Source organism: Corynebacterium jeddahense (assembly GCF_028609865.1).
GTDB classification, from domain to species: domain Bacteria; phylum Actinomycetota; class Actinomycetes; order Mycobacteriales; family Mycobacteriaceae; genus Corynebacterium; species Corynebacterium jeddahense.
Window position 1 is genome coordinate 2539014 of sequence record NZ_CP063194.1, and the last position, 22314, is coordinate 2561327.

Below are 22314 nucleotides of genomic sequence, written 5' to 3' on the forward strand. Positions count from 1 at the left end.
GCCTAGCTGGCGCGCCACCCCACGAAGTCACGGCCCGCCAGTGTGTTGTCCAGGCACCGCGGGCCTTTTTTCACCCTCGGTGCACCGAAACGAAAACCGAGGAACCCATGCACTACACCCACCGCGAGGTGCGCTACCACGAGGACGTGGCCAGCCTGTTCGCGCACGTCGGCGGGCTCGAGGCGAGCGACGCCGTGCTGCTCGAGTCCGCCGACATCACCACCCGCTCCGGCCTCCAGTCCGTGGCTGTGCTCCGCGCGTCCCTGCGCGTGACGTGCACCGGCACCCGCGTCACCGTCGAGCCGCTCACCCCCTCCGGCGGGGCGATCGCCGCGGACCTCGGCCTCGACGAGTACCGCGTCGCCGAGCACACCTACGACTTCCCGCCGGCCGCCGCCACGGACGAGCGCGAGCGCCTCACCGCCGCCTCCACCGCAGACGTGCTGCGCGCCCTGACCACCCGCGCTGGCTACGGCAACGGCGTGTTCCCGCTGCTCGCCGGTGGTTTCGCATTCGACTACCTCGACTCCTTTGAGCAGCTGCCCCCGGTCGCGGAGGGCCCGAACACGTACCCCGACTACCAGTTCGTGCTCGCGGAGGTGCTTCTGCGCGTCGACCACGAGGCGGGCACCGCCTCGCTCGAGGGCGTGGGCACGACCGCGATCGACCTCGAAGAGCTCGCCCAGCGTATCGACGCAGCTCCGCCCCCCACCGCGCCCCCCACCGAGACGGGCACCCTCCACGTGCGCGCGGATGTGGGCGACGGGGAGTTCCGGAGGAACGTCGAGAAGCTGCAGGCGAACATCCACAACGGCGACATCTACCAGGTGGTTCCGGCGCGGACCTTCACCGCCGAGTGCGCGGACGCGTTCGCGGCGTACCGGCGCCTGCGCGCGGCGAACCCCTCGCCCTACATGTTCTACCTGCGCGGTCCCGGCTACGAGCTATTCGGCGCCTCGCCGGAGTCGAACCTCAAGTTCGACCACGCCACGCGCCGCGTCGAGCTGTACCCGATCGCCGGTACCCGCCCGCGCGGCCTCAACCCCGATGGCACGGTGAACCACGAGCTGGACACGCGCATGGAGCTCGAGTTGCGTACCGACGCCAAGGAGATCGCCGAGCACACCATGCTCGTGGACCTGGCCCGCAACGACATGGCGCGCGTCGCTGTGCCGGGCACCCGGCGCGTGCGCGAGCTGCTCCAGGTGGACCGCTACTCGCGCGTGATGCACCTGGTCAGCCGGGTGACCGCGGAACTCGCTCCGGACCTCGACGCCCTCGACGCCTACCGCGCGTGCATGAACATGGGCACGCTCACCGGGGCGCCGAAGCTGCGCGCGACCGAGCTGCTGCGCGAGGCGGAGGGCACCCGGCGCGGCTCGTACGGCGGGGCGGTGGGGTACCTGCGCGGCGACGGAGACTTCGACACCTGCATCGTCATCCGCTCCGCCTTCGTCGCCGGCGGCACGGCCACGGTGCAGGCGGGCGCGGGCGTCGTGCGCGACTCCGACCCGCAGGCCGAGGCCGACGAGACCCTGCACAAGGCCTACGCGGTGCTCCAGGCCATCGCCGGCGGCCGCGACCTGGAGGTGGAGAAATGATCGTACTGCTGGATAACCAGGACTCCTTCGTCTACAACCTCGTCGACGCACTTGCGGGCTACGACACGGTGGTCTACCGCAACACCGTGAACGCCGACACCGTGCTGGACGCGAACCCGGAGCTCATCGTGCTCTCGCCCGGCCCCGGCTATCCCGCCGACGCCGGCTGCATGATGGAGGTCATCAACCGCGCGCAGGGCCGCATCCCGATCCTCGGCATCTGCCTCGGCTACCAGGCGCTCATCGAGCACTTCGGCGGCCGCGTCCGCCCCTGCGGGCCGGAGCACGGCACGTCGCTGCCCATGCGCACCGCGGACGGCCGCCTCGTCCCCGTCGCCCGCTACCACTCCCTCGGCGCGACGGACGCCCCCACCGGGGTCGTCCCGCTCGCCTGGGCGGACACCGCGATCGGCGACGTCATCATGGCCGCACGCAGCGCCGACGGCATGTCCATCGGGCTGCAATTCCACCCCGAATCCATCCTTACCCCCGCCGGCCCGCAGATCCTGGACCGGTGCGTGCACACCCTCCTAGAGAAAGGCCGTGACAATGGCTGACCACATCGAGATCTTCCGCCGCTTCATCAATAGCCCCGCGCCGTCCCTCGAGGAGGCCGTCGAGGCGTTCACCCCGCTCACCGTCGGCGACTACGAGGACGTGCACATCGCCGCCCTCCTCGCGACCATCCGTACCCGCGGCGAGACGTTCGCCGACATCGCCGGCGCCGCCCGCGCCTTCCTCGCCGCGGGCCGCCCGTTCCCGGTGACGGGGGAGGGGATCATGGACACCGCGGGCACCGGCGGCGACGGCGCGAACACCATCAACATCACCACCGCCGCCTCGCTCACCGCCGCGGCCGGCGGCGTGAAGATGATCAAGTGCGGCAACCGCTCCGTCTCCTCGAAGTCCGGCTCCGCGGACGTGCTCGAGGCGCTGCACATCCCGCTCGACCTCGACCCGGATCGCGCCGTGCGCCAGTTCGAGTCCTCCAACTTCACGTTCCTCTTCGCCCCGGCGTACAACCCGGCCATCGCGTTCGTCCAACCCGTGCGCAAGGCCCTCGGCGTGCCCACGCTCTTCAACACCATGGGCCCGCTGCTCTCGCCCGCGCGCCCGGAGTTCCAGATCATGGGCATCGCCAACCCCGCCCAGGGGCAGATGATCGCGGAGACGATGCGCGAGCTCGGCAGGGGCCGGGCGCTCGTCGTCCACGGCGCGGGCACCGACGAGATCGCGGTCCACGGCGACACGCTCGTGTGGGAACTCCGCGACGGCGAGATCACCCACTACACCGTCACGCCGGAGGTGCTCGGCGTCGAAAAGCACTCGCTCAAGGACCTGCGCGGCGGGGACGGCGCCGCGAACGCCGCCGCGATGCGCGCCACCTTCGCGGGGGAGGGCCCGGCCGCGCACCGCGACGCCGTCGCCGTGAGCGCCGGCGCGATGTTCACCCTCTACGGCATCACCGACTCCTTCGCCGAGGGCACCGCCCACGCGAAGCAGTTGCTCGCCGACGGCACCGTCGCCGAGTGGCTGCGCACCCACGAGGAGGCGGACTACAGTGCCTAGCATCCTCGACGAGATCGTCGCCAACCGAAAGCGTCACCTTGACGGAATTCGTGATCGGGTGGATCACGTTCCTTTCGACACGTTACCCAACTCGGAGCGGTCGCTTTACGACGCCCTCACGGCCCCCGGCGCCTCCTACATCATGGAGTGCAAATCCGCCTCGCCGTCGCTCGGCACCATCCGCGCCGACTACAGGCCGGGAGAGATCGCGTCGGTGTACTCGCGCTACGCCTCCGCCATCTCCGTCCTCTGCGAGCCGGACTACTTCGGCGGCGACTACGACCACCTCGCCACCGTCGCCGCGACGACGCACCTGCCCGTGCTGTGCAAGGACTTCATCGTCGACGAGGTGCAGCTCTACGCCGCGCGCTACTTCGGCGCCGACGCCGTCCTGCTCATGCTCTCCGTGCTCTCCGACGCCGAGTACGCGCACCTCGCCGCCGTCGCCGACTCGCTCGGCATGGACGTGCTCACCGAGGTCATCGACGAGGACGAGGCCGCCCGCGCGACCCGCCTCGGCGCGCGCATCTTCGGCGTGAACCACCGCAACCTCAGCGACCTCTCCATCGACCTCTCGCGCTCCGCCTGCCTCGCCGCGCTCGCGCCCGAGGGTGCGGCGGTGGTGGCCGAGTCCGGCATCCGCGACGCCGCCACCGTCCGTCGCCTCGGCGCCCACGCCGACGCGTTCCTCGTCGGCTCGCAGCTCACCTCGCAGCCGGACGTCGACCGCGCCTGCCGCGAGCTCGTCTACGGCCCGAACAAGGTGTGCGGTCTGCGCTCCGCCTCCGCCGCCCAGGCGGCCAAGGCGTGCGGCGCGGTCTACGGCGGGCTCATCTTCGAGGACGCGTCCCCGCGCAATGTTTCACGTGAAACGGCCGCCGCGATCATCGCCGCGGAGCCGGGCCTCGACTACGTCGCCGTCTCCCGGCGCGCCTCAGGCTACGGCGAGCTCGTGCAGCCGGGCGTCTCGGCCGTGCAGGTGCACGCGCCGTACCAGGGCTCGCTCGACGCGGAGCGCGAGCTCATCGAGCGGGTGCGCAGCGAGGTCGGCGAGGGCGTCGAGGTGTGGCGCGCCGTGGACATGACAGGCCCGGCCGCTGAGGTTGCGGGGGAGGTGGCGGAGCTCGTCGATACGCTAGTGCTCGATGCCGGGGCAGGGGGGACCGGCGAGGCCTTCGACTGGTCGCGGGTGGGCACCACGAATGCGCTGCTCGCGGGCGGGCTCAACCCCGGCAACCTCGAGGAGGCTCTCCGCGTCGGCTGCCTCGGCCTCGACCTCAACTCCGGCTTCGAGAACCCGCGCGGCGAGAAGGACGCGGGCGCGCTGCGGCAAGCCTTCGCCACCATCCGAAACTTCCACTACTAAAAGGACACTCCCATGACTCTGCTTCCTGCCTACTACGGCGAGTTCGGCGGCCAGTTCGTGCCCGAGTCGCTCATCCCGGCGCTGGACCAGCTCGAACGCGCCTTCGTCGACGCCTTCAACGACGAGGCGTTCATGGCCGAGTACCGCGCCCTCCTGCGCGACTACCTCGGCCGGCCCACCCCGCTCACCGAGTGCCGCAACCTGCCGCTCGACGGCAACGCGCGCATCTTTCTCAAGCGCGAGGACCTCGTCCACGGCGGCGCGCACAAGACCAACCAGGTGATCGGCCAGGCGCTGCTGGCGAAGAAGATGGGCAAGACGCGAATCATCGCCGAGACCGGCGCCGGCCAGCACGGCACCGCCACGGCGCTCGCGTGCGCGCTGCTCGGCCTCGACTGCGTCATCTACATGGGCAAGACCGACATGCAGCGCCAGGAGCCGAACGTGTACCGCATGCGGCTCATGGGCGCGGAGGTCGTCGGCGTCGAGTCCGGCGCGGGCACCCTCAAGGACGCCGTGAACGAGGCGCTGCGCGACTGGACCGCCACCTTCCACGAGTCCCACTACCTGCTCGGCACGGCGGCGGGGCCGCACCCGTTCCCGAAGATCGTCAAGGAGTTCCACCGCGTCATCTCCACCGAGGCGCGCGCCCAGATCCTCGAGCGCACGGGCCGGCTTCCCGACGTCGTCACCGCCTGCGTCGGCGGCGGCTCCAACGCCATCGGCATGTTCGCGGACTTTATCGACGACGCCAGCGTCCAACTCGTCGGCGCCGAGCCCGGCGGGGAGGGCTTCGGCCACGGCAAGCACGGCGCCGCCATCGCCGCGGGCACGACCGGCATCCTTCACGGCACGTACTCGTACCTCATGCGCGACGGCGACGGGCAGGTGGAGGAGTCCTACTCCATCTCCGCCGGCCTGGACTACCCGGCGGTGGGCCCCGAGCACGCCCACTTGGCCAAGTCGGGCCGCGCCACCTACGTGCCCGTCACCGACGACGAAGCGCTCGACGCCTTCCAGCTGCTCTCGCGCCACGAGGGCATCATCCCCGCGCTCGAGTCCTCGCATGCGCTCGCCTACGCACTCAGGCGCGCGGCCGAGCACCCCGCCGACGCCGAACCCCTGCACATCCTCGTCGGGCTGTCCGGCCGCGGCGACAAAGACATTGCGCACGTGCGCGCCACCCTGGAGCAGAAGGAGCAGAACCGATGAACCGCTACGAGCAACGCTTCGCCACGGGGGAGGGCGCCTTCGTCCCCTTCGTCATGCTGTCCGACCCGAACCCGGAGGACGCGGAGGAAATCATCTCCGCCGTCGTCGACGCCGGCGCCGACGCCCTCGAACTCGGCGTGCCGTTCTCCGACCCGGTCGCCGACGGGCCCGCCATCCAGGGCGCGCACGTGCGTGCACTCGCCGGAGGTGCGACCGTCGATAAGGCACTCGCCCAAGTGCGCACCATCCGCGAGCGCTACCCGGACCTGCCCATCGGCATGCTCATCTACGCCAACGTCGCGTTCACGCGCGGCCTCGACCGTTTCTACAGCGAGTTCAAGGAGGCGGGCGCCGACAGCATCTTGCTTCCCGACGTCCCCGTCCGGGAATCCGCGCCGTTCACCGCAGCCGCCGAGCGGGCGGGCATCGACCCGATCTTCATTGCGCCCGCGAAGGCGTCGAAGGAGACGCTCGAGGGAGTCGCCGCGAACTCCCGTGGCTACATCTACGCGATCTCGCGCGACGGCGTCACCGGCGCCGAGAAGGAGGCGACGGTGGAGGGCTTGCGGGACGTCGTCGATAATGTGCAAGCCTTCGGCGGCGCCCCGGTGCTCCTCGGCTTCGGTATTTCGAAGCCGGAGCACGTGCGCGACGCCATCGCCGCCGGGGCCGCGGGCGCCATCACGGGCTCCGCGATCACAAACATCATCGCCCGCCACCTCGACGGCAACCGCGTCGCGGACATGGACGCGCTGAAGCGGGAGCTGACGGAGTACGTGGGCGCGATGAAGGGGGCTACGCTGGCACCATGACCTGTTCACGTCGCATGTTCCTGCTCGGCACCGCCACTACGTTCGCCGGCGCCTTCCTCGCCGCGTGCGGGGAGGAGGCGCCCGAAGACATCGCCAAGACCGACGTCCCCGTCGGCTCGGCAGTCATCCTCGACCGCTTCATCATTGCCCAGCCCACCGCGGGCAACTACGTCGCCTACTCGAGCGTCTGCCCCCACCAGCAGAAGAAGATCACGAAGGTGGAGGGGGACAAGGTGAAGTGCACCGCCCACGGCTCCACCTTCGACATCGCCACAGGCGACCGCGTCGCCGGCCCGGCGCTGTCCGGCCTGCGCAAGGTTGAGCTCAAGGACAACGGCGACAAGGTTTCCGCGGAGAACCCGGCCGGCTGATGAAGAAGGTCGACCCGCTCCTTGTCGGCATCGTCATCGCGGCGGTGCTCGCCTTCCTCGTCCCCGCGCGCGGCGGCTTCGCGGACGGCTTCGCCGTTGCCGTCAAGCTCGCCATCGCCCTGCTGTTCTTCCTCTACGGCGCCCGCCTGTCCACGCAGGAGGCGATCAAGGGCCTGACCAACTGGCGCCTCCACGCCATGATCCTGGCCTTCACGTTCGTCATCTACCCGGTCGTCGGCCTCCTCGCGCGCCCCACCACGGCGATCATCTCCGAGGACCTCTACCAGGGCCTCCTCTTCATGACCCTCGTCCCCTCCACCGTCCAGTCCTCCGTCGCGCTCACCGGCGTGGCGCGCGGCAACGTTTCCGGCGCGGTGGTGGCGGCGTCGTTGTCGTCGCTTGTCGGCGTCGTCGCCACGCCACTGCTCGTGATGTGGCTCATGGGCGCGGGCGACGGCGTGCACGTCGACGCCTCCGTGTTCGGCGACATTGGCCTCCAGCTGCTCCTGCCGTTCGTCTTCGGGCAACTCGCGCACAACTTCGTGCCGCGGGTGGGGGAGCTCGCGCAGTCGAAGGCCACCAAGATCGTCGACCGCGGCTCCATTTGGATGGTCGTCTACTCCGCGTTTTCCAAGGGCGTCGTCTCCGGCGTGTGGTCGAACGTGTCCCTGTGGGAGATCCTCTTCCTCGTCGTCTTCGCCTGCGCCCTCGTCGGCGCCATGCTGTGGCTCACCAACGCGCTGCCTGCCGCCCTCGGCTTCCCTCGCGAGGATCGCATCGCCGTCCAAATGTGCGGCACACAGAAGTCGCTGGCCACCGGCCTGCCCATGGCCACCGTCATCTTTGGCGGCGCGTCGCTCGGCGTCATGATCATCCCGCTGATGATCTACCACATGTCCCAGCTCATCATCTGCTCCGCGTACGTCTCGCGCGTCTCGCAGCACGATGCCCAGTAGGAGTTTCACGTGAAACATTTCGTCCGCACCCACTACCGCGTCCCCGACCTCGGCGGCGAGCTCATCAACATCGCCGAGCTCGAGGAACTCTCACCCCGCGAATGCGCCATGCTCCGCATGATCGAACTCGACCCCGCCGAGACCATCACCGGCATCTACGTCGACGGCCGCGTCATCGGCCAGGCCAACCAGCCGATGGACACCGTCCCGCACCCCGACACCTACGCCGCCCTCGACGGCATCACCGCAACCCGCCTCAGCGAGGAGGAGTTCGAGGCGCTCTGGGCCGAGGCCGCCGCCAAGTTCCCGCATTAGCCCCCGCGTATCGACGCACCTCCGGCCGCCCCCACCAACTGGAGCGTAGTCGTTATGCAGTGCGGGTTCTGTGAGGTCGGCAGTGAGTTGGTCGCGCGCCACCTGTCCGCAATGCGGAGTGTGGGGGTGCGACTCCATCGACGGTTGGTCAATACCCTCGAGTCCGCAATGCGGGGTTCCGGATCAGTTCCTCACAGGTAAGGCCAGGCCGCAGCGGGTTAGTTGGTGGCGCCCAACTTGTCCGCAATGTGGAGGCAATGCGGAGTTGCGGGCGTGCGACGGTTGGTCAATACCCACGAGTCCGCAATGCGGGGTTCCGGATCAGTTCCTCACAGGTAAGGCCAGGCCACAGCAAGTTGGTTGGTCGCGCCCCACTTGTCCGCAATGCGGAGTGGGGTAGCGACTGATCTACTGGCACACCACCAACTTGTCCGCAACGCTGAGTTGCGGGCGTGCGACGGTTGGTCAATACCCACGAGTCCGCAATGTGGAGTGTTCACGTCGGATCAGCCCAGCACCCGCCATAGTTACTTGGTCGCACCCCACGAGTCCGCAATGCGGAGTTCCGGATCAGTTCCTCAAGTATGGCCAGGCCACAGCAAGTTGGTTGGTCGCGCCCCACTTGTCCGCAATGCGGAGTGGGGTAGCGACTGATCTACTGGCACACCACCAACTTGTCCGCAACGCTGAGTTGCGGGCGTGCGACGGTTGGTCAATACCCACGAGTCCGCAATGTGGAGTGTTCACGTCGGATCAGCCCAGCACCCGCCATAGTTACTTGGTCGCACCCAACGATTCCGCAATGCGGAGTTCCGGATCAGTTCTTCACAGGTAAGGCCAGGCCGCAGCGGGTTAGTTGGTGGCGCCCAACTTGTCCGCAATGCGGAGTTCGGGCTCGAAACACACACGCATCTGAAGGCGGGGGCGTGGAGGGCCGAAGGAACGTCGATAAGCAAGTGCGAAAACAGGCCTCAAAACAGCGGTTTATAGTGCAAGTTATAAACCTCGTTTTCCCAGCTCAGAGCTAATATCGGCAGCACTTTTATAATGTTCCACATCGAACTTTTAATCGACTAAGAAAGGGCCATCATGACCGAGACGAACACGCCCGCTGCGGAGAACATTGCTACGTCGTTGACCCGGGAAATTGAGGCTGCGCACACCGCGATGACGCGGAGCAAAGCTGATCTGCTTGAGGCGATCCGACTGTTTGACTGTCTCGAACTCGCTCACGAATGCGGCGCGACGACGACCGCTCAGTTTCTGGTGCGCAGGCTCGCAATCTCCTCGTCGACGGCGTACGAATATGTGCACGTCGCGCATCGGATCGGCAGGTTTCAGCACCTCGCGCGGCACTTCCGCGAGGGCGAGCTCAGCTATTCGACCGTGAGGCTGCTGCTGAAGTACCTCAACGAGGAAAACGAGGAGGAGCTGGTGAGCCTCGCGCTCAAGCTCGGCTACCACGAGCTGGAACGGGCGCTTGCCGGGCGCGAACCCGAGGGGGAAGGGGAGGAGGACCCGCCGGAGTACTACCTGCGCCTACACGCGCGCGACAACGGCGACATTTCGTTCCACGGCAATCTCAACCCGGCGGACGGGGCGGCGTTTATGGCCGCGCTGAAGCTCGGCGAGATCGCCTACTACGACCTCGACGAGGTGCTCGAGGGGGGCGATCCGGAAGAGGAGGACGCGGTCGACGAGGCGCGGGACGCGGTGATGGACATCGAGGAGACCGTGCAGGCGCGCCAGACCGCGTCCGGGTACGGCCTGCCGATCGGGCGCATCCTGGTCAACGCGCTGATGGGTATGGTGCACATGATCCGCACGAACCCGCGGAACTCGCTGACCACGCCCGCGGCGCACGTGAACATCACCGCGACCATGGACGGGCGCGCCTACATGCCGAACAACCTCGGGGCGCCGAGCATGGCCATCGCGAACATCCTCGCCAACGCCAACATGCGCGTGTCCACGGTGGACGAGACGGGGCTGATCCTTAACACCGGCCGGCAGTTCCGGCTGGTCAATCCCGCGCAGGTCAACGCGCTGCTCACCATGTGGGGCGGGCAATGCGCGGCGCCGGGGTGCACGCACACCAGGTTCATCGAGATGCACCACATCCTGGACTGGGCGAACGGCGGCCACACCGACTTGGAGAACCTCCTCCCGCTGTGCTCCGCGTGCCACTCGCTGGTTACGGAGGGATACCTCCAAACCGTCAAAGAGGACGCGGACATCCACTTCATCTACGGCGACGGCACCAGGTTCGTCTCCCGGAACTACTCCATGGCGCAGCGGTGCGACAACGCGATGACGATGGACGAGTACAACGCCCTCATGGACGAGGAGGTCGCCTTCGCCGACGCGTAACCCCAGCTACAGCACCAAGTTCACCAGCACCATGTACAGCGCGGTGCCGCCGAGAATCGACAGGTCAGCGCGCCGTTTCCACCAGTGCAGCACCAGCGTCACCGCGAGCGCGGCAAGGGCGGCCCACAGTCGGGCCGGGTCTCCGGCGAAGCCGCTGAGGGTGTAGACGACGAGGACCGTCATCACGCCGACGGGCATGAGCAGGGCGAGGAACTCGATGAAGGGGCTGCCTTTGAGCACGCGGAGCAGTGAAAACGGCAGCGCTCGAAGCAACAGCGTAACGACGCCTGCCGGTATCAGCACCGCCGCCACCATGCCGAGCGTGACGCCGTCGGGGAGGCCGTAGTTGGTCATGGCAGCCGCCAGGTGAGGGTGTCGTCGATACGCGGTGCCCAAAAACGCACGACGAGGACGAGAAAGTAGGAGAGGAGGCCGACGATGACCACCTGCCCCGGGACAATCAGCGCGGCGAGGACCGCGAGGGCCGCGGCGATGAGCGGCGCGGAGACGTCGCGGCTGGCCTGGAACGCCTCGAACGCGAGGACCGCGAACAGTGCGGTGAGGGCGAAGTCGAAGCCCTCGAGGTTCGGCGGGATGACCGCGCCGGCGAGGGCGCCGACGATGCCCGCGCCGACCCAGGCGAGCTGGCAGACGATGGTGATGGTAAGCAGCCGCGCGCCGGTGGCCGGGCCTCGCAGGGTGGAGGTGATGGCGTAGACCTCGTCGGTGAGCGCGTAGGTGGCGTACGCGGACGGCAGGCCGCGGCGGATCACGTGGCGCGGGTAGGTGAGGCCGTAGAAGATGTGGCGGAAGTTCACCATGAACGCGGTGATCGCGCTGGAGACCGGGCCGAGGCCGGTGAGCACCATGTCGATGGCGAGGAACTCCATCGAGCCGGCGTAGACGACGGTGGAGAAGATCGGCGTCCACCACCACGCGAAGCCGGACTGGATCATGAGCACGCCGAACGCGAGGCCGAGCGGGATGAGCCCGAGGGCGACGAGCCAGGTGTCGCGCAGGCCGAGGCGGACCTGCTCCGATGTTTCACGTGAAACGGCCACTAGTTGTCTTCGAGGTTCGCGGGGAAGGTCGAGAACAGCGGCAGGGGCATCGCTTGCCGACGCATCACGTCGCCCCACAGATCCGTCCCCGCAGAAGCGACCGCGTCAGAGGGCAGGGCGGGCGCGACGAACCAGTCGCCGCGGAGGATCTCGTCGTCGAGCTGGCCCGGCGCCCACTCGGAGTAGCCGGCGAAGATGCGAATGCCGTCGACCTCGTCGGCGAGGTCCTCGGGCGCCGCGTTGAGGTTGAGCAGGACGAGGCGGTTGGCCAAGCGGGTGAAGTGCTGGCTCGCGTCGATGTCCACGCCGACGCGGGTGACGCCGACGCCGACGGCGGACTCGGGGCTTACGGGCCCGCCGATGTGCACGGCCTGGGGCTTCGCGGCCAGCTCGGCCCAGCCGGGCATGACGTTGGCGACGGCGACGTCGCTGCGGCGGTTGAGCATGACGCCGAGGGTGTGGTCCTCGTCGTGCTCCACGATGAGCACGACCGTGCGCGCGAAGAGGTCCGAGAACATCCCCGGCGCGGGGACGAGGAGCATCCCGGGCTCGGGCTCGTTGCGCTCGAGTGCGTTGAACAGCCGGTCAGCGTAAAAGTACTCAGGCACGTTCCTTCTCCCACCAGGCTTTGAGTTCGGCGACGGCGTCGTCGTGGTCGAGTTCCCCGCGCTCGAGGCGCAGCTCCTTGAGATACTTCCACGCCTTGCCCACTTCCGGGCCGGGTTTGAGGTCGAGGATTTCCATGATCTCGTTGCCGTCGAGGTCCGGGCGCACGCGGGCGAGATCCTCCTTCGCGGCGATCTCGGCGATGCGGTCCTCGAGCTCGTCGTAGGTGCGCTGGAGGCGCGCGGCCTTCTTCGCGTTGCGGGTGGTGCAGTCGGCGCGGACAAGTTTGTGCAGGCGGGGGAGCAGGTCGCCGGCGTCGGTGGCGTAGCGGCGCACGGCGGAGTCGGTCCACTGGCCCTCCCCGAAGCCGTGGAAGCGCATGTGGAGGAACACAAGCTGGCCCACGTCCTCGATGACGTGCTTCGGGTACTTCAGGGCCTTGAGTCGCTTGCGGGCCAGCTTCGCGCCGACGACCTCGTGGTGATGGAACGTCACGCCGCCGCCCTCCTTGGGCGCGCGGGTGGCGGGCTTGCCGATGTCGTGGAGGAGCGCGGCCCAGCGCAGCTCGAGGTCGGGGCCGTCCTCCTCGAGCTCGGTGGCCTGGCGCAGGACGGTGAGGGAGTGGCGGTAGACGTCCTTGTGCTGCATGTGCTCGTCGGTCTCGAGCTGGAGGGCGGGCACCTCGGGGAGGATGCGGTCGGCCAAGCCGGTGGCCACGAGCAGGTCGATGCCCTCCCAGGGGCGCGCGCCGCACATGAGCTTGTCCAGCTCGGCCTGCACGCGCTCGGCGGTGATGCGCTCGATTTCGCCGGCCATGTCGCGCATGGCGTCGAACACGCGGTCCGCGACGGTGAAGCCGAGCTGGGAGACGAAGCGGGCGGCGCGCAGCATACGCAGGGGGTCGTCGCGGAAGGAGACCTCGGGCGCTTGCGGGGTGTCCAGGACCTGCGCAACGAGGTCCGAAAGCCCGTCGACGGGGTCGTGGAAGGTGGGGGAGAGCCGGAGGTCGTCGTCAAGCGAAAGCTCGATGGCCATGGCGTTGCAGGCGAAGTCGCGGCGCACGAGGTCGCCCTCGAGGGTGTCGCCGAAGGTGACCTCGGGGTTGCGGGTGACGCCGTCGTAGAGGTCGGAGCGGAAGGTGGTGATCTCAACGGTCTCGCCGCGGCGGATGGCGGAGACGGTGCCGAACTCGATGCCGGTGTCCCACACCTTCTCGCCCCACTCGCCGAGGATCTCCTGGATCACGGCCGGGCGCGCGGAGGTGGTGAAGTCGAGGTCGTGCACCCCGCGGCCGAGCATGGCGTCGCGCACGGAGCCGCCGACCATATATAAGGTCTCGCCGCGCTCGTGGAAGGCGCGCGCGAGGGGCTCGAGCAGAGCAGCATGCTTCTCGACGACCCCTTCGGCCCGCGCCATCAAGGCCGGGGCAGCCAGCGGATCGGTCGGGTCGGGCACATCAAACAGCTTCTCTGGCGTTGTCACCTTGGACACGATACCCGCCGCCCCCGCGCGGGAAGTACCACAACCGGGGCCACGGCGGATAGCATGACACGAATGAGTGACAACACGAACGCGGAGCACGGCGGCGCATCGGGTGGCAAGCGCCGCCCGCGCCGCCGCCGCGGCAAAGCGTCGTCACAAAAGCAGGGCCAGCAAAAGCAAGGCAACGCCGAGCAGCCGAAGCGCAAGCGCCGGGGCGGGAACCCGAACAACCGGCGGGGGAAGAACCAGCGCGGCCGCGGGGGCGGTAACCGCCGGCAACACCAGTACGCGGACCGGCACGATTCCTCGATAGAGACCCGCGACGAGACGTCCGCCGGCGGGCTCGTCGTCTCCGGGATGGCGGAGGCCGTCGGCCCGGACGGCAAGGTGGACATGAGCCGGATCTACGTCGCGCTCATCGGCCGCTTAGACCGGCGCGGGCGGCTGCTGTGGTCGATGCCGAAGGGCCACGTCGAGCCGGGCGAGCACCAGTGGAAAACCGCGGAGCGCGAGGTGTGGGAGGAGACCGGCATCGTCGGCGAGGCCTTTGACACGCTCGGCGTGATCGACTACTGGTTCGTCTCGGACGGCGTGCGCATCCACAAGACGGTCCACCACAACCTCCTGCGCTACGTCGACGGCGTGTTCAACGACGAGGACCCCGAGGTCACGGAGGTGGCGTGGGTGCCCATGAGCGACCTCATGGAGCACCTCGCGTACGCCGACGAGCGCAAGCTGGCCCGCATCGCCTGCGACCGGATGCCGGAGCTCGCGCGCAAGGAGGCCGACGCGGGAAGGGCCACGCCGCGATGAGGCGGACCGCGGTAGTGCTCGCGGTCGCGGGCCTGTCCGCCTACGCCGTGCCCCCGGTTCCGATGAGCCCCGACAACGCGGAGGTGGCGGAGGAATGGTCCAACCCCGCCGTCCGCGCGGGGGAGGGGGAGCGCGCGACGGTCGAGGTGCTCGAGGCGCCCGCCGCCGTCTCGGCGCACGACCCGTTTCACGTGAAACTTCGCGTCACCAACCGCACGGACGAGGCGCTCGACGGCCTCGCCGTGCTCGCGCGCCGGGCCGCGCCGGTCGCGTCGCTCGGGGAGCAGCGCGTCGCCGCCGTCGCGGGCGTGGGGGAGTACGGCGTGGTGGGGGGCCGAAAGGACGTCGATACGCGGCTGCTTCCGGGCGAATCCACGGAGCTCGAGATGGACCTCGGGCTCGACCTCGCGGCGGTGGGGACGTACCCCGTCGCGCTCCAGCTTCTCGACGACGCAAGCGCCACCCTCGACACCGACCGCTTCCACGTCGCGGTGCGCGGGGTGCGCGACAACGTGCGCGCCGGCGGGATGACGGCGCTCTACCCGATCTCCGCCCCGGTAGACATCGTGCCCGGCGAGACCGGCGAGGCGCCGGAGAACCCGCCGCTCGTGCTGGCCAGCGAGACGCTCGCCGGCGAGCTCGCGCCGGACGGGCGGCTGAGCAGGCTCGTCGACGAATACCTCGACGCGGCCGCGGCGTCCCAGGTCGGCTACGCCACGTGCGTCGCGCTCGACCCGGCGCTCGTGGACACCGTCGACCGGATGGCCGGGGGCTACACCGTCGACGACGAGCGCCCCACCGTGGTGGAGGAGCCGAAGCGCCTGCGCGACTCGTGGGGCGGCGCCCGCGACACGCACGGCGAGCCCGGCGCGGGGGCGGACGACGCGAAGGTGTGGCTGGACAAGGTGCGCCGCATCGCCGCCACCGGCTGCACCGTCGCGCTGCCGTGGGCGAACGCGGACCTCGGCGCCGTGGCGCGCACCGGCGACCCGTGGCTCATGCGCGAGGCGGTCGAGCGTGGCCCGTTCGTGCTCGAGCGCGTGCTCGGCACCGCCGGGACGCTCAACACCGTCGTGCCGGGCACCGGCTACGTCGAGGCCGGCACGGCGCCCGCACTCGGCTGGGCGGACCACCTGCGCTCGACCATCATGGACGAGGGCATGCAGGGCGCCTGGGAGCGCGCCCACGCCGCGGACGAGGACACGCCCGAGGGCGCCGGGACGTCCGAGAGCGCGCTCGACCGCGCGGAGCTCGCGGACCTCGCCGGGGCCGCCGCCCCTGCGCCGACGCACCCCGTGCAGGTGCTCGCGGCGGGCGAGCCGCACAGTTTCGGCTGGCTCGCGCCGGGCGTGATGCAGGTGGGCTACCAGGACTCGCTGGCCACCATCCTCGCCGCGACGGGGCAGGCCCCGGAGACGACGGGCACCTCGAACACCGACCTGCGCTTCGACTACAGCGAGGACTCGAAGGCGGCGCGCGACGTGAGCGCGGCGGCGGCGGTGCGCCTCGCCGCGCAGTCCGCGTGGGCGCCGGCCGACGCGCCGGAGACCGAGGCCGAGCCAGAGCCAGAGCCGGCGCCAGTGTTCGTCGCCCCACCCGCGACGTGGGACGCGGACACCGCCGCCGTGGTGCTCGGCGCGGTCGCGGACCTGCTCGCCTCCGGCGCCTCGCGCGCGGTCTCGCTCGGGGACTACCTGCGCGCGCCCGCCGACGTGCAGCCCGCCGAGCCGGCGGACGTCGTCGACCCGGCGGCGTACACCGACGCGGAGATCCTGCAGGTCACGCAGCAGGCCGCGTTCATCAACGACCTCACCGCGCTCATGGTCCCGGACCCCGCCATCGCGCTCACCCGCTACGGCTTCACGCTCCCGCTGCGCCGGGACCTCCTCACCGCGCTCACGGTGGGTACCCGCCGCGCGCGCTTGCGTTACGACGACAACGTGTCCGCCACCAGCGCCCGCCTCGCCGGCAGCCGCGCCGCGCTCAACGAGCTGCGCTCGGCGGTCACGCTCATCCCGCCCGGCAACGTCTACACCCGCACCTCCGCGTCGAGCCCGCTGCTCATCGTGGCCCGCAACGGGCTGCCACTGCCGGTGGAGACGCGGATCGGCTACTCCGGCCCGCAGGGCGCGCGCCTCAACGTGCCCGGCATGCTCAAGGTCCCGGCGCGCGGCTCCGTGACGGTGCAGATGACGGCGGACCTGCCGGAGACGGGCCGCGGCTCGCAGCTGCAGCTCTACCTCACCAGCGCGTCCGGGCAGCCGATCTCGCAGCCCGTGGAGATCGCGGTGCGCACCTCGGGTGTCACGGCGGGCGGCTGGCTCGTCGCGGGCGCGGCGGTGCTCGCGGCGCTCGCCGTCCTCGCGCTCGTGCGGGGAAGGCGGGGCCCGCCGCGGGAGCAGCGGCAAGAAGCAACCCAACAACGTGAACGGAGAAGGACGTGACCCAGGAGGGCCTGCGGCGACGCATCGTCGCCCCCGCACCGCCGGCGCCGGTGCCCCAGCCGCGCGCGCAGAAGGCGCCGCGGCACGCTGACGACGGCGCGCCCGACAAGTCGCTGCTCACCACCAGCCCGAAGGGCGAGACCATCGCCCCGCCGCCGGTGGCGGACACCGTCGCGGCGGGGCAGGCGCCCGTCGTGGAGGAGGTGGAGCAGGCGGAGCAGACGGACAACGTCGTGCGCGCCACCGGCTCGATGGCGATCGCGACGCTCATCTCGCGCATCACCGGCTTCATCCGCACCGTGCTCATCGGCGCGGCGCTCGGTGGCGCGGTCGCCTCGGCGTTCAACACCGCGAACACGCTGCCGAACCTCATCACGGAGATCGTGCTCGGCTCGGTGCTCACCGCGCTCGTGGTGCCAGTGCTCGTGCGCGCGGAAAAAGAGGACGCGGACCACGGCGCCGCGTTCATCCGCCGCCTGTTCACGCTCACGCTCACGCTCATGACGGTGGTCACGGTCGCCGCGGTCGCCGCCGCGCCGTGGCTCGCGGAGATGATGGTGGACGAGGACTCGAAGGTGAACCTCGTGCAGACCACGTCGTTCGCCTACCTGCTGCTGCCCCAGATCTTCTTCTACGGCATGTTCTCGCTGTTTATGGCGGTGCTCAACACGAAGGAGCACTTCCGGCCGGGCGCGTGGGCGCCGGTGGCGAACAACCTCGTCTCCATCGGCGTGCTCGTCGCGTACATGGCGATGCCGGGGCAGTTGAACCCGGCGGCTCCCGCGTCGATAAGCAACCCGCACATCCTGCTGCTCGGCCTGGGCACGACGCTCGGCGTCGTGGTGCAGTGCCTCATCATGCTGCCCGCGCTGCGCAAGCTGGGCATCGACCTGCGGCCGCTGTGGGGCATCGACGAGCGCCTCAAGCAGTTCGGCGGCATGGCACTTGCGATCATCACGTACGTGGCCATTAGCCAGCTCGGCTACATCATCACCACCCGCATCGCGGCGAACGCGGACGCGGACGCGCCGATCATCTACCAGCAGCACTGGATGCTGCTGCAGATGCCGTACGGCATCGTAGGCGTCACGCTGCTCACCGCGATCATGCCGCGGCTGTCGCGCAACGCCGCCGACGGCGACGACAAGGCCGTGGTCGACGACCTCACGATGGGCACGAAGCTCACGTTCATCGCGCTCATCCCGATCATCGTGTTCATGGCGGCGTTCGGCCCGGACATCGGCCGCGCGCTGTTCGCGTACGGCGCGTTCAGCCCGGAGGCGGCGTACACCCTCGGCCTCACGGTGAGCGCGGCGGCGTTCACGCTCATCCCGTACGCGCTCGTCATGCTCCACCTGCGCGTCTTCTACGCGCGCGAGGAGGCGTGGACGCCGACGTTCATCATCGCCGGCATCACCATCACGAAGGTGGCGCTGTCGCTGCTCGCCCCGCACATCGCGCGCGCCCCGCAGCACGTCGTCGTGCTCCTCGGCGCCGCGAACGGCTTCGGCTTCGTCGCCGGCGCGATCATCGGCGCGCTGCTGCTGCGCCGCAAGCTGGGCACGCTGCAGGCCCGCGAGGTGCTGCGCACCTGCGTGTGGGCGGCGGGCGCGTCGCTCATCGGCGTCGCAGCGGTGCTCGCCGTGCGCTGGCTGCTTCGCGACGCCGCCGGCCTGCGCCTGCCCGAAGCCTTCGGCCGCCTCATCGGCGCGCCCAGCCTGGGCAGCCTCATCGAGGTGGCGGCGCTCGGCATCCTCTTCCTCATCGTCACCGGCCTCGTGCTCGCGCGCTCCGGCCTGCCCGAGGTGCAAAACCTCGGCCACGCCATGCAGCGCATCCCGGGCATGAGCCGGATCATCCGCCCGGACGCCGACGCGGCGCTCCAGATCGGCGAGGTGGACCCGCGCGACGTCTCCGCCCAGTTCCTCAGCGCCGACACCTTCAACGCCTCCCCGGTGCCGCCGCCGATGTCCGCGGGCGTCGTGCGCGGGCCGCGGCTCGTGCCGGGCGCGAGCGTGTCGGACGGGCGCTTCCGCCTCATCCGAGACCACGGCGCGGCCGCCAGCGCCCGCTTCTGGCAGGCGCGCGAAACCGCGACGGGGCGCGACGTAGCGCTCACGTTCGTGGACACGACCGGCTCCGCGCCCATGGCCCCGGCCACCCCGCGCGAGGCCGCCGTGCAGGCCGCCGGCGTGGCGCGGCGTACCCGGAAGCTGGCCAACCTCCACCTGCCCGCCGCGGCGGAGCACATCGAGATCCTCTCGTACCGCTCCGGCGTCCTCGTCGTGGCGGACTGGATCGAGGGCTCCTCCGTGAAGGCGGTCGCCGAGTCCGGGCAGACGCTGCACACCGAGGCCGTGGCCAACGCGCTCGCCCCGCTCGCCGGGGCGATGGCGACGGCGCACGCGGCGAACGTGCCGCTCGGTCTGACCAACCGCCAGCAGCTGCGCATCGACACCGACGGCCACGTGCGCCTCGCGTTCCCCGTCGTCCTGCCGGAGGCGACCCCGCACGCCGACGCCGAATCCTTCGCCTCCGCGCTCACGCTGCTCACGAGCAACGTCAACTCCACCGAGCTCGAGGACATCACGGCGCGCACCCGGGCGCTCGTCGAGGCAGACGCCGTGGACCAGGACGCCTTCCGCGAGATCCAGCGCGCGCTGCACGAGGCGGCGAACCTACCCGTGCCAAACGAGGACGCGCCGACGGACGAAATCCCCGTCGTCGTCGCCCCGGAGCTCGAGCCGGTGGAGGAGCAGGTCGACGACCCGGACGAGCTGCGCGGCGGCTTCGGCTCGCGCCGCCTCGGCCCGGCCGGCGTCACGCTGCTCACCCTCGTTGCCGTGCTCGCGGCGGTCCTCGTGGGCCTGCTCACCACCTACCTCGTCGACGTCGTCTCCGGCGACTCGCACGAGCCGCCCGCCGCGCCCGAGGCGGCGGTCATCGCCCCGCTCGACGCCACCGCCGGCACCGACCCGCGCGCCCGGGACGCCGCGGACGGCGACACCTCCACCGCGTGGACGGCCCCCGACGGCGCGACCCTCGAGCTCGCCCCCGCGGACGGCGCCACCTTCACCCTCCAGCAGGTGCTTATCGACGCCTCCGGCACCGGCAACTACACCGTCACCGGCGTCCCAGCCGACGGCGGGCGCGACGAGCTGCTGGCGGACGGGGCGATTCGCGCCGGGCAGGTGAGCGCGGACGTCGAGACGCAGACGCCCCTGGCGAAGGTCGAGGTGACGTTCGACGGCGGGGTGGACGTCAAGGAGATCTCGCTCGTCGGCGTTGTCCACTGAAGTGTGCAGCCGGGCCCTGGCGCGGGGGCCGGGGCCCGGGCATCATAAGGGCTGACACACACGGGGGGACACATGGATTACCGCAACGACCGGCAGCTCGTCGCCGACCACCTGGCGGGCGACCCGCACGCCTTCAAGCTCATCGTGCACCGGCACCGCCAGCGCATGTACTACGTGGCGCGAAACTACGCGCGCAACGAGCACGACGCACAGGACATCGTGCAGGAGGCGCTGTTCAAGGCCGCGCGCAGCATGCACACCTACCGCGGGGACGCGAAGCTGTCCACGTGGCTGCACCGCATGACCGTCAACGCCGCCATCGACCACCAGCGCCGCTTCGTGCGCCCGGGCACCCAGTGCAGTCTTGACGACGACGCTTCCGCCGTCGACCTCGAAGCCAACAAGTACCTCGCCTACAACCCCATGGAGGCGACGGAGCGCACCATCGCCATGCGCCAGGCGCTCGGCGCGCTGCCGACCGCGCAGCGCAAGGCGCTCTGGCTCATCGACGTCGCGGGCATGAGCGTCGGCGACGCCGCCGCGGAGCTCGGGGTGCAGCCGGGGACGGTGAAGTCGCGCCGTTACCGGGCCCGCGAGGCCGTCGCCGCGGCAATGGGGGAGTGCACGCCCGCGCGGTAGGATCTGCTGCTATGACTACCCCCGGCTTCAACTTTGTCACCCCGAACACGGAGACCGCCGCCGCGGCGCAGACCGCCGGCTCGGACACCGTGCACGACCTCATCATCGTCGGCTCCGGCCCGTCCGGCTACACCGCCGCGCTCTACGCTGCGCGCGCCGAGCTGAAACCGCTCGTCTTCGAGGGCTACGAGTACGGCGGCGAGCTCATGAACACCACGGAGGTAGAGAACTACCCCGGTTTCGAGGACGGCATCATGGGCCCGGAGCTCATGGGGAACATGCGCGCGCAGGCCGAGAAGTTCGGCGCGGACTTGCGCGCGGAGCTCGTGGACTCGGTTGACTTCTCCGGCGACGTGAAGAAGGTCGTCGTCGACGGCGTGGAGTTCCGGGCGAAGGCCGTCATCCTCGCCACCGGGGCCGCGCCGCGCCACCTCGGTATCCCGGGCGAGGCGGAGCTGACCGGCCGCGGCGTGTCCACGTGCGCGACCTGCGACGGCTTCTTCTTCAAGGACCAGCACATCGCCGTCGTCGGCGGCGGGGACTCGGCGATGGAGGAGGCCACCTTCCTCACCAAGTTCGGGTCGAAGGTCACGCTCATCCACCGCTCGGAGAACTTCCGCGCCTCGCGCATCATGCTCGAGCGGGCGAAGGAGAACGAGAAGATCGAGTTCCTCACTGACACCGTCGTCGAGTCCGTGGTGGACGAGGGTGGCAAGGTCGCCGGGCTGAACGTGCTCAATGTGGCCACCGGCGAGCAGTCGGTGCTCGACGCGACGGCGCTCTTCGTCGCCATCGGGCACGACCCGCGCTCCGGGTTCCTCGAGGGGCAGGTCGCCGTGGACGAGGCCGGCTACGTGGAGGTGGCGGAGCCGTCGACACGCACGAGCGTCGAGGGCGTCTTCGCCTGCGGCGACCTCGTGGACAAGACGTACCGCCAGGCCATTACGGCGGCCGGGTCGGGCTGCCGCGCGGCGCTCGACGCGCAGCATTATTTGGCTGACCTGTAAACGCTGTAGCATGGGCGCATGAACGCACCTATTGATGTGACGCAAGCTACGTTTAAATCCGAGGTCGTCGACTCCGATATCCCGGTGGTCGTGGACTTCTGGGCGGAGTGGTGTGGCCCGTGCCAGCAGCTCTCGCCGATCATCGACGAGATTGCGGAGGAGATGGACGGCCAGATCAAGGTGGCCAAGGTGAACTTGGACGAGGAGCGCGAGCTCGGCGCCCTGTTCCAGGTCTTGTCCATCCCGACCGTCCTGCTGTTCAACGGCGGCCAGAAGGTCGACGAGTTCGTGGGCCTGCGTCCGAAGCCCGAGATCGCGTCGCGGATCCAGGCGCAGCTCGGCGCGTAAACTGTCCCCTGTCCGTTCCCGAGAGAAAGGCCACTTGTGCGAGACT

Annotated in this window: 20 protein-coding genes; 16 read left to right on the top strand and 4 right to left on the bottom strand. The window is 69.9% G+C overall.

The features are described from left to right. Positions 1–107: 107 nt before the first annotated feature. From CJEDD_RS12100 to CJEDD_RS12145, 10 genes are all read left to right on the top strand, one after another. Complete coding sequence (locus CJEDD_RS12100; protein ID WP_042406887.1) at positions 108–1601, top strand: anthranilate synthase component 1; 1494 nt, start codon at positions 108–110, stop codon at positions 1599–1601. Beyond that, positions 1598–2158: a glutamine amidotransferase-related protein gene (locus CJEDD_RS12105; RefSeq protein WP_042406885.1), complete on the top strand. Its 561-nt coding sequence runs from the start codon at positions 1598–1600 to the stop codon at positions 2156–2158. The genes CJEDD_RS12100 and CJEDD_RS12105 overlap by 4 nt, the downstream gene beginning before the upstream one ends. Next, entirely contained in the window at positions 2151–3170 is a 1020-nt protein-coding gene (gene trpD, locus CJEDD_RS12110) for an anthranilate phosphoribosyltransferase (RefSeq protein ID WP_042406882.1), read from the top strand. The genes CJEDD_RS12105 and trpD overlap by 8 nt, the downstream gene beginning before the upstream one ends. Beyond that, the gene (gene trpCF / locus CJEDD_RS12115) at positions 3163–4536 is read left to right on the top strand and encodes a bifunctional indole-3-glycerol-phosphate synthase TrpC/phosphoribosylanthranilate isomerase TrpF (protein WP_042406878.1); all 1374 of its coding nucleotides are present in this window, start codon (positions 3163–3165) and stop codon (positions 4534–4536) included. The genes trpD and trpCF overlap by 8 nt, the downstream gene beginning before the upstream one ends. Before the next feature lie 12 nt (positions 4537–4548). Then, entirely contained in the window at positions 4549–5748 is a 1200-nt protein-coding gene (trpB, locus tag CJEDD_RS12120) for a tryptophan synthase subunit beta (protein ID WP_042406876.1), read from the top strand. Next, the gene (gene trpA, locus CJEDD_RS12125; RefSeq protein ID WP_042406873.1) at positions 5745–6560 is read left to right on the top strand and encodes a tryptophan synthase subunit alpha; all 816 of its coding nucleotides are present in this window, start codon (positions 5745–5747) and stop codon (positions 6558–6560) included. The genes trpB and trpA overlap by 4 nt, the downstream gene beginning before the upstream one ends. Further along, positions 6557–6931: a Rieske (2Fe-2S) protein gene (locus tag CJEDD_RS12130; protein ID WP_157034458.1), complete on the top strand. Its 375-nt coding sequence runs from the start codon at positions 6557–6559 to the stop codon at positions 6929–6931. The genes trpA and CJEDD_RS12130 overlap by 4 nt, the downstream gene beginning before the upstream one ends. After that, complete coding sequence (locus CJEDD_RS12135) at positions 6931–7887, top strand: bile acid:sodium symporter family protein (protein WP_042406868.1); 957 nt, start codon at positions 6931–6933, stop codon at positions 7885–7887. The genes CJEDD_RS12130 and CJEDD_RS12135 overlap by 1 nt, the downstream gene beginning before the upstream one ends. Before the next feature lie 9 nt (positions 7888–7896). Beyond that, positions 7897–8202: a hypothetical protein gene (locus CJEDD_RS12140; protein ID WP_273657548.1), complete on the top strand. Its 306-nt coding sequence runs from the start codon at positions 7897–7899 to the stop codon at positions 8200–8202. Positions 8203–9291: 1089 nt separating this feature from the next. Further along, positions 9292–10572 carry an HNH endonuclease signature motif containing protein gene (locus CJEDD_RS12145; protein ID WP_052333885.1) on the top strand — a complete coding sequence of 427 codons (1281 nt, stop codon included), beginning with the start codon at positions 9292–9294 and terminating at the stop codon, positions 10570–10572. A gap of 6 nt (positions 10573–10578) precedes the next feature. Here the strand turns inward: CJEDD_RS12145 and CJEDD_RS12150 are convergent, their stop codons facing one another. From CJEDD_RS12150 to CJEDD_RS12165, 4 genes are read right to left on the bottom strand one after another with little or no spacing between them, the layout of a single operon-like run. Further along, positions 10579–10926: a branched-chain amino acid transporter permease gene (locus CJEDD_RS12150; protein ID WP_042410193.1), complete on the bottom strand. Its 348-nt coding sequence runs from the start codon at positions 10924–10926 to the stop codon at positions 10579–10581. Then, positions 10923–11633 (bottom strand): AzlC family ABC transporter permease, encoded by a 711-nt coding sequence (locus CJEDD_RS12155; protein ID WP_042410196.1) that lies wholly within the window; start codon positions 11631–11633, stop codon positions 10923–10925. Before CJEDD_RS12155 ends, CJEDD_RS12150 begins: the two co-directional genes overlap by 4 nt. Further along, a complete protein-coding gene (locus tag CJEDD_RS12160; protein WP_042410199.1) occupies positions 11633–12241 on the bottom strand; it encodes a YqgE/AlgH family protein in 609 nt (202 codons plus the stop codon). Before CJEDD_RS12160 ends, CJEDD_RS12155 begins: the two co-directional genes overlap by 1 nt. Continuing rightward, positions 12234–13655, bottom strand: coding sequence for a CCA tRNA nucleotidyltransferase (locus CJEDD_RS12165; RefSeq protein ID WP_273657550.1), 1422 nt, complete (start codon positions 13653–13655; stop codon positions 12234–12236). The genes CJEDD_RS12160 and CJEDD_RS12165 overlap by 8 nt, the downstream gene beginning before the upstream one ends. A gap of 138 nt (positions 13656–13793) precedes the next feature. On the opposite strand from CJEDD_RS12165, the gene CJEDD_RS12170 reads away from it, so the two are divergent. From CJEDD_RS12170 to trxA, 6 genes are all read left to right on the top strand, one after another. Further along, positions 13794–14534, top strand: a complete 741-nt coding sequence (locus tag CJEDD_RS12170) for an NUDIX hydrolase (protein WP_415857864.1) — start codon at positions 13794–13796, stop codon at positions 14532–14534. Next, on the top strand, positions 14531–16978 hold the full coding sequence (locus CJEDD_RS12175) for a hypothetical protein (RefSeq protein ID WP_273657551.1): 2448 nt from the start codon (positions 14531–14533) through the stop codon (positions 16976–16978). The genes CJEDD_RS12170 and CJEDD_RS12175 overlap by 4 nt, the downstream gene beginning before the upstream one ends. After that, the gene (gene murJ, locus CJEDD_RS12180) at positions 16975–20274 is read left to right on the top strand and encodes a murein biosynthesis integral membrane protein MurJ (RefSeq protein ID WP_052333716.1); all 3300 of its coding nucleotides are present in this window, start codon (positions 16975–16977) and stop codon (positions 20272–20274) included. The genes CJEDD_RS12175 and murJ overlap by 4 nt, the downstream gene beginning before the upstream one ends. Positions 20275–20346: 72 nt before the next feature. Continuing rightward, positions 20347–20913 carry a sigma-70 family RNA polymerase sigma factor gene (locus CJEDD_RS12185; protein ID WP_042405355.1) on the top strand — a complete coding sequence of 189 codons (567 nt, stop codon included), beginning with the start codon at positions 20347–20349 and terminating at the stop codon, positions 20911–20913. A gap of 11 nt (positions 20914–20924) precedes the next feature. Next, positions 20925–21920, top strand: a complete 996-nt coding sequence (gene trxB / locus CJEDD_RS12190; protein WP_081764471.1) for a thioredoxin-disulfide reductase — start codon at positions 20925–20927, stop codon at positions 21918–21920. 18 nt (positions 21921–21938) lie between these two features. Then, positions 21939–22268, top strand: coding sequence for a thioredoxin (gene trxA / locus CJEDD_RS12195; RefSeq protein ID WP_042405352.1), 330 nt, complete (start codon positions 21939–21941; stop codon positions 22266–22268). The last annotated feature ends 46 nt before the right edge of the window (positions 22269–22314 follow it).

What these genes read in the sequence shown, in the direction of transcription:
- trpD (WP_042406882.1), top strand. Translation starts at nt 2,151, where the DNA reads ATGGCTGACCACATCGAGATCTTCCGCCGCTTCATCAATAGCCCCGCG.
- CJEDD_RS12175 (WP_273657551.1), top strand. Translation starts at nt 14,531, where the DNA reads ATGAGGCGGACCGCGGTAGTGCTCGCGGTCGCGGGCCTGTCCGCCTAC.
- trpA (WP_042406873.1), top strand. Translation starts at nt 5,745, where the DNA reads ATGAACCGCTACGAGCAACGCTTCGCCACGGGGGAGGGCGCCTTCGTC.
- trxA (WP_042405352.1), top strand. Translation starts at nt 21,939, where the DNA reads ATGAACGCACCTATTGATGTGACGCAAGCTACGTTTAAATCCGAGGTC.
- trpB (WP_042406876.1), top strand. Translation starts at nt 4,549, where the DNA reads ATGACTCTGCTTCCTGCCTACTACGGCGAGTTCGGCGGCCAGTTCGTG.
- CJEDD_RS12165 (WP_273657550.1), bottom strand. Translation starts at nt 13,655, where the DNA reads ATGGCGCGGGCCGAAGGGGTCGTCGAGAAGCATGCTGCTCTGCTCGAG.
- CJEDD_RS12135 (WP_042406868.1), top strand. Translation starts at nt 6,931, where the DNA reads ATGAAGAAGGTCGACCCGCTCCTTGTCGGCATCGTCATCGCGGCGGTG.
- CJEDD_RS12105 (WP_042406885.1), top strand. Translation starts at nt 1,598, where the DNA reads ATGATCGTACTGCTGGATAACCAGGACTCCTTCGTCTACAACCTCGTC.
- CJEDD_RS12170 (WP_415857864.1), top strand. Translation starts at nt 13,794, where the DNA reads ATGAGTGACAACACGAACGCGGAGCACGGCGGCGCATCGGGTGGCAAG.
- CJEDD_RS12185 (WP_042405355.1), top strand. Translation starts at nt 20,347, where the DNA reads ATGGATTACCGCAACGACCGGCAGCTCGTCGCCGACCACCTGGCGGGC.
- CJEDD_RS12145 (WP_052333885.1), top strand. Translation starts at nt 9,292, where the DNA reads ATGACCGAGACGAACACGCCCGCTGCGGAGAACATTGCTACGTCGTTG.
- trxB (WP_081764471.1), top strand. Translation starts at nt 20,925, where the DNA reads ATGACTACCCCCGGCTTCAACTTTGTCACCCCGAACACGGAGACCGCC.
- CJEDD_RS12150 (WP_042410193.1), bottom strand. Translation starts at nt 10,926, where the DNA reads ATGACCAACTACGGCCTCCCCGACGGCGTCACGCTCGGCATGGTGGCG.
- CJEDD_RS12100 (WP_042406887.1), top strand. Translation starts at nt 108, where the DNA reads ATGCACTACACCCACCGCGAGGTGCGCTACCACGAGGACGTGGCCAGC.
- CJEDD_RS12130 (WP_157034458.1), top strand. Translation starts at nt 6,557, where the DNA reads ATGACCTGTTCACGTCGCATGTTCCTGCTCGGCACCGCCACTACGTTC.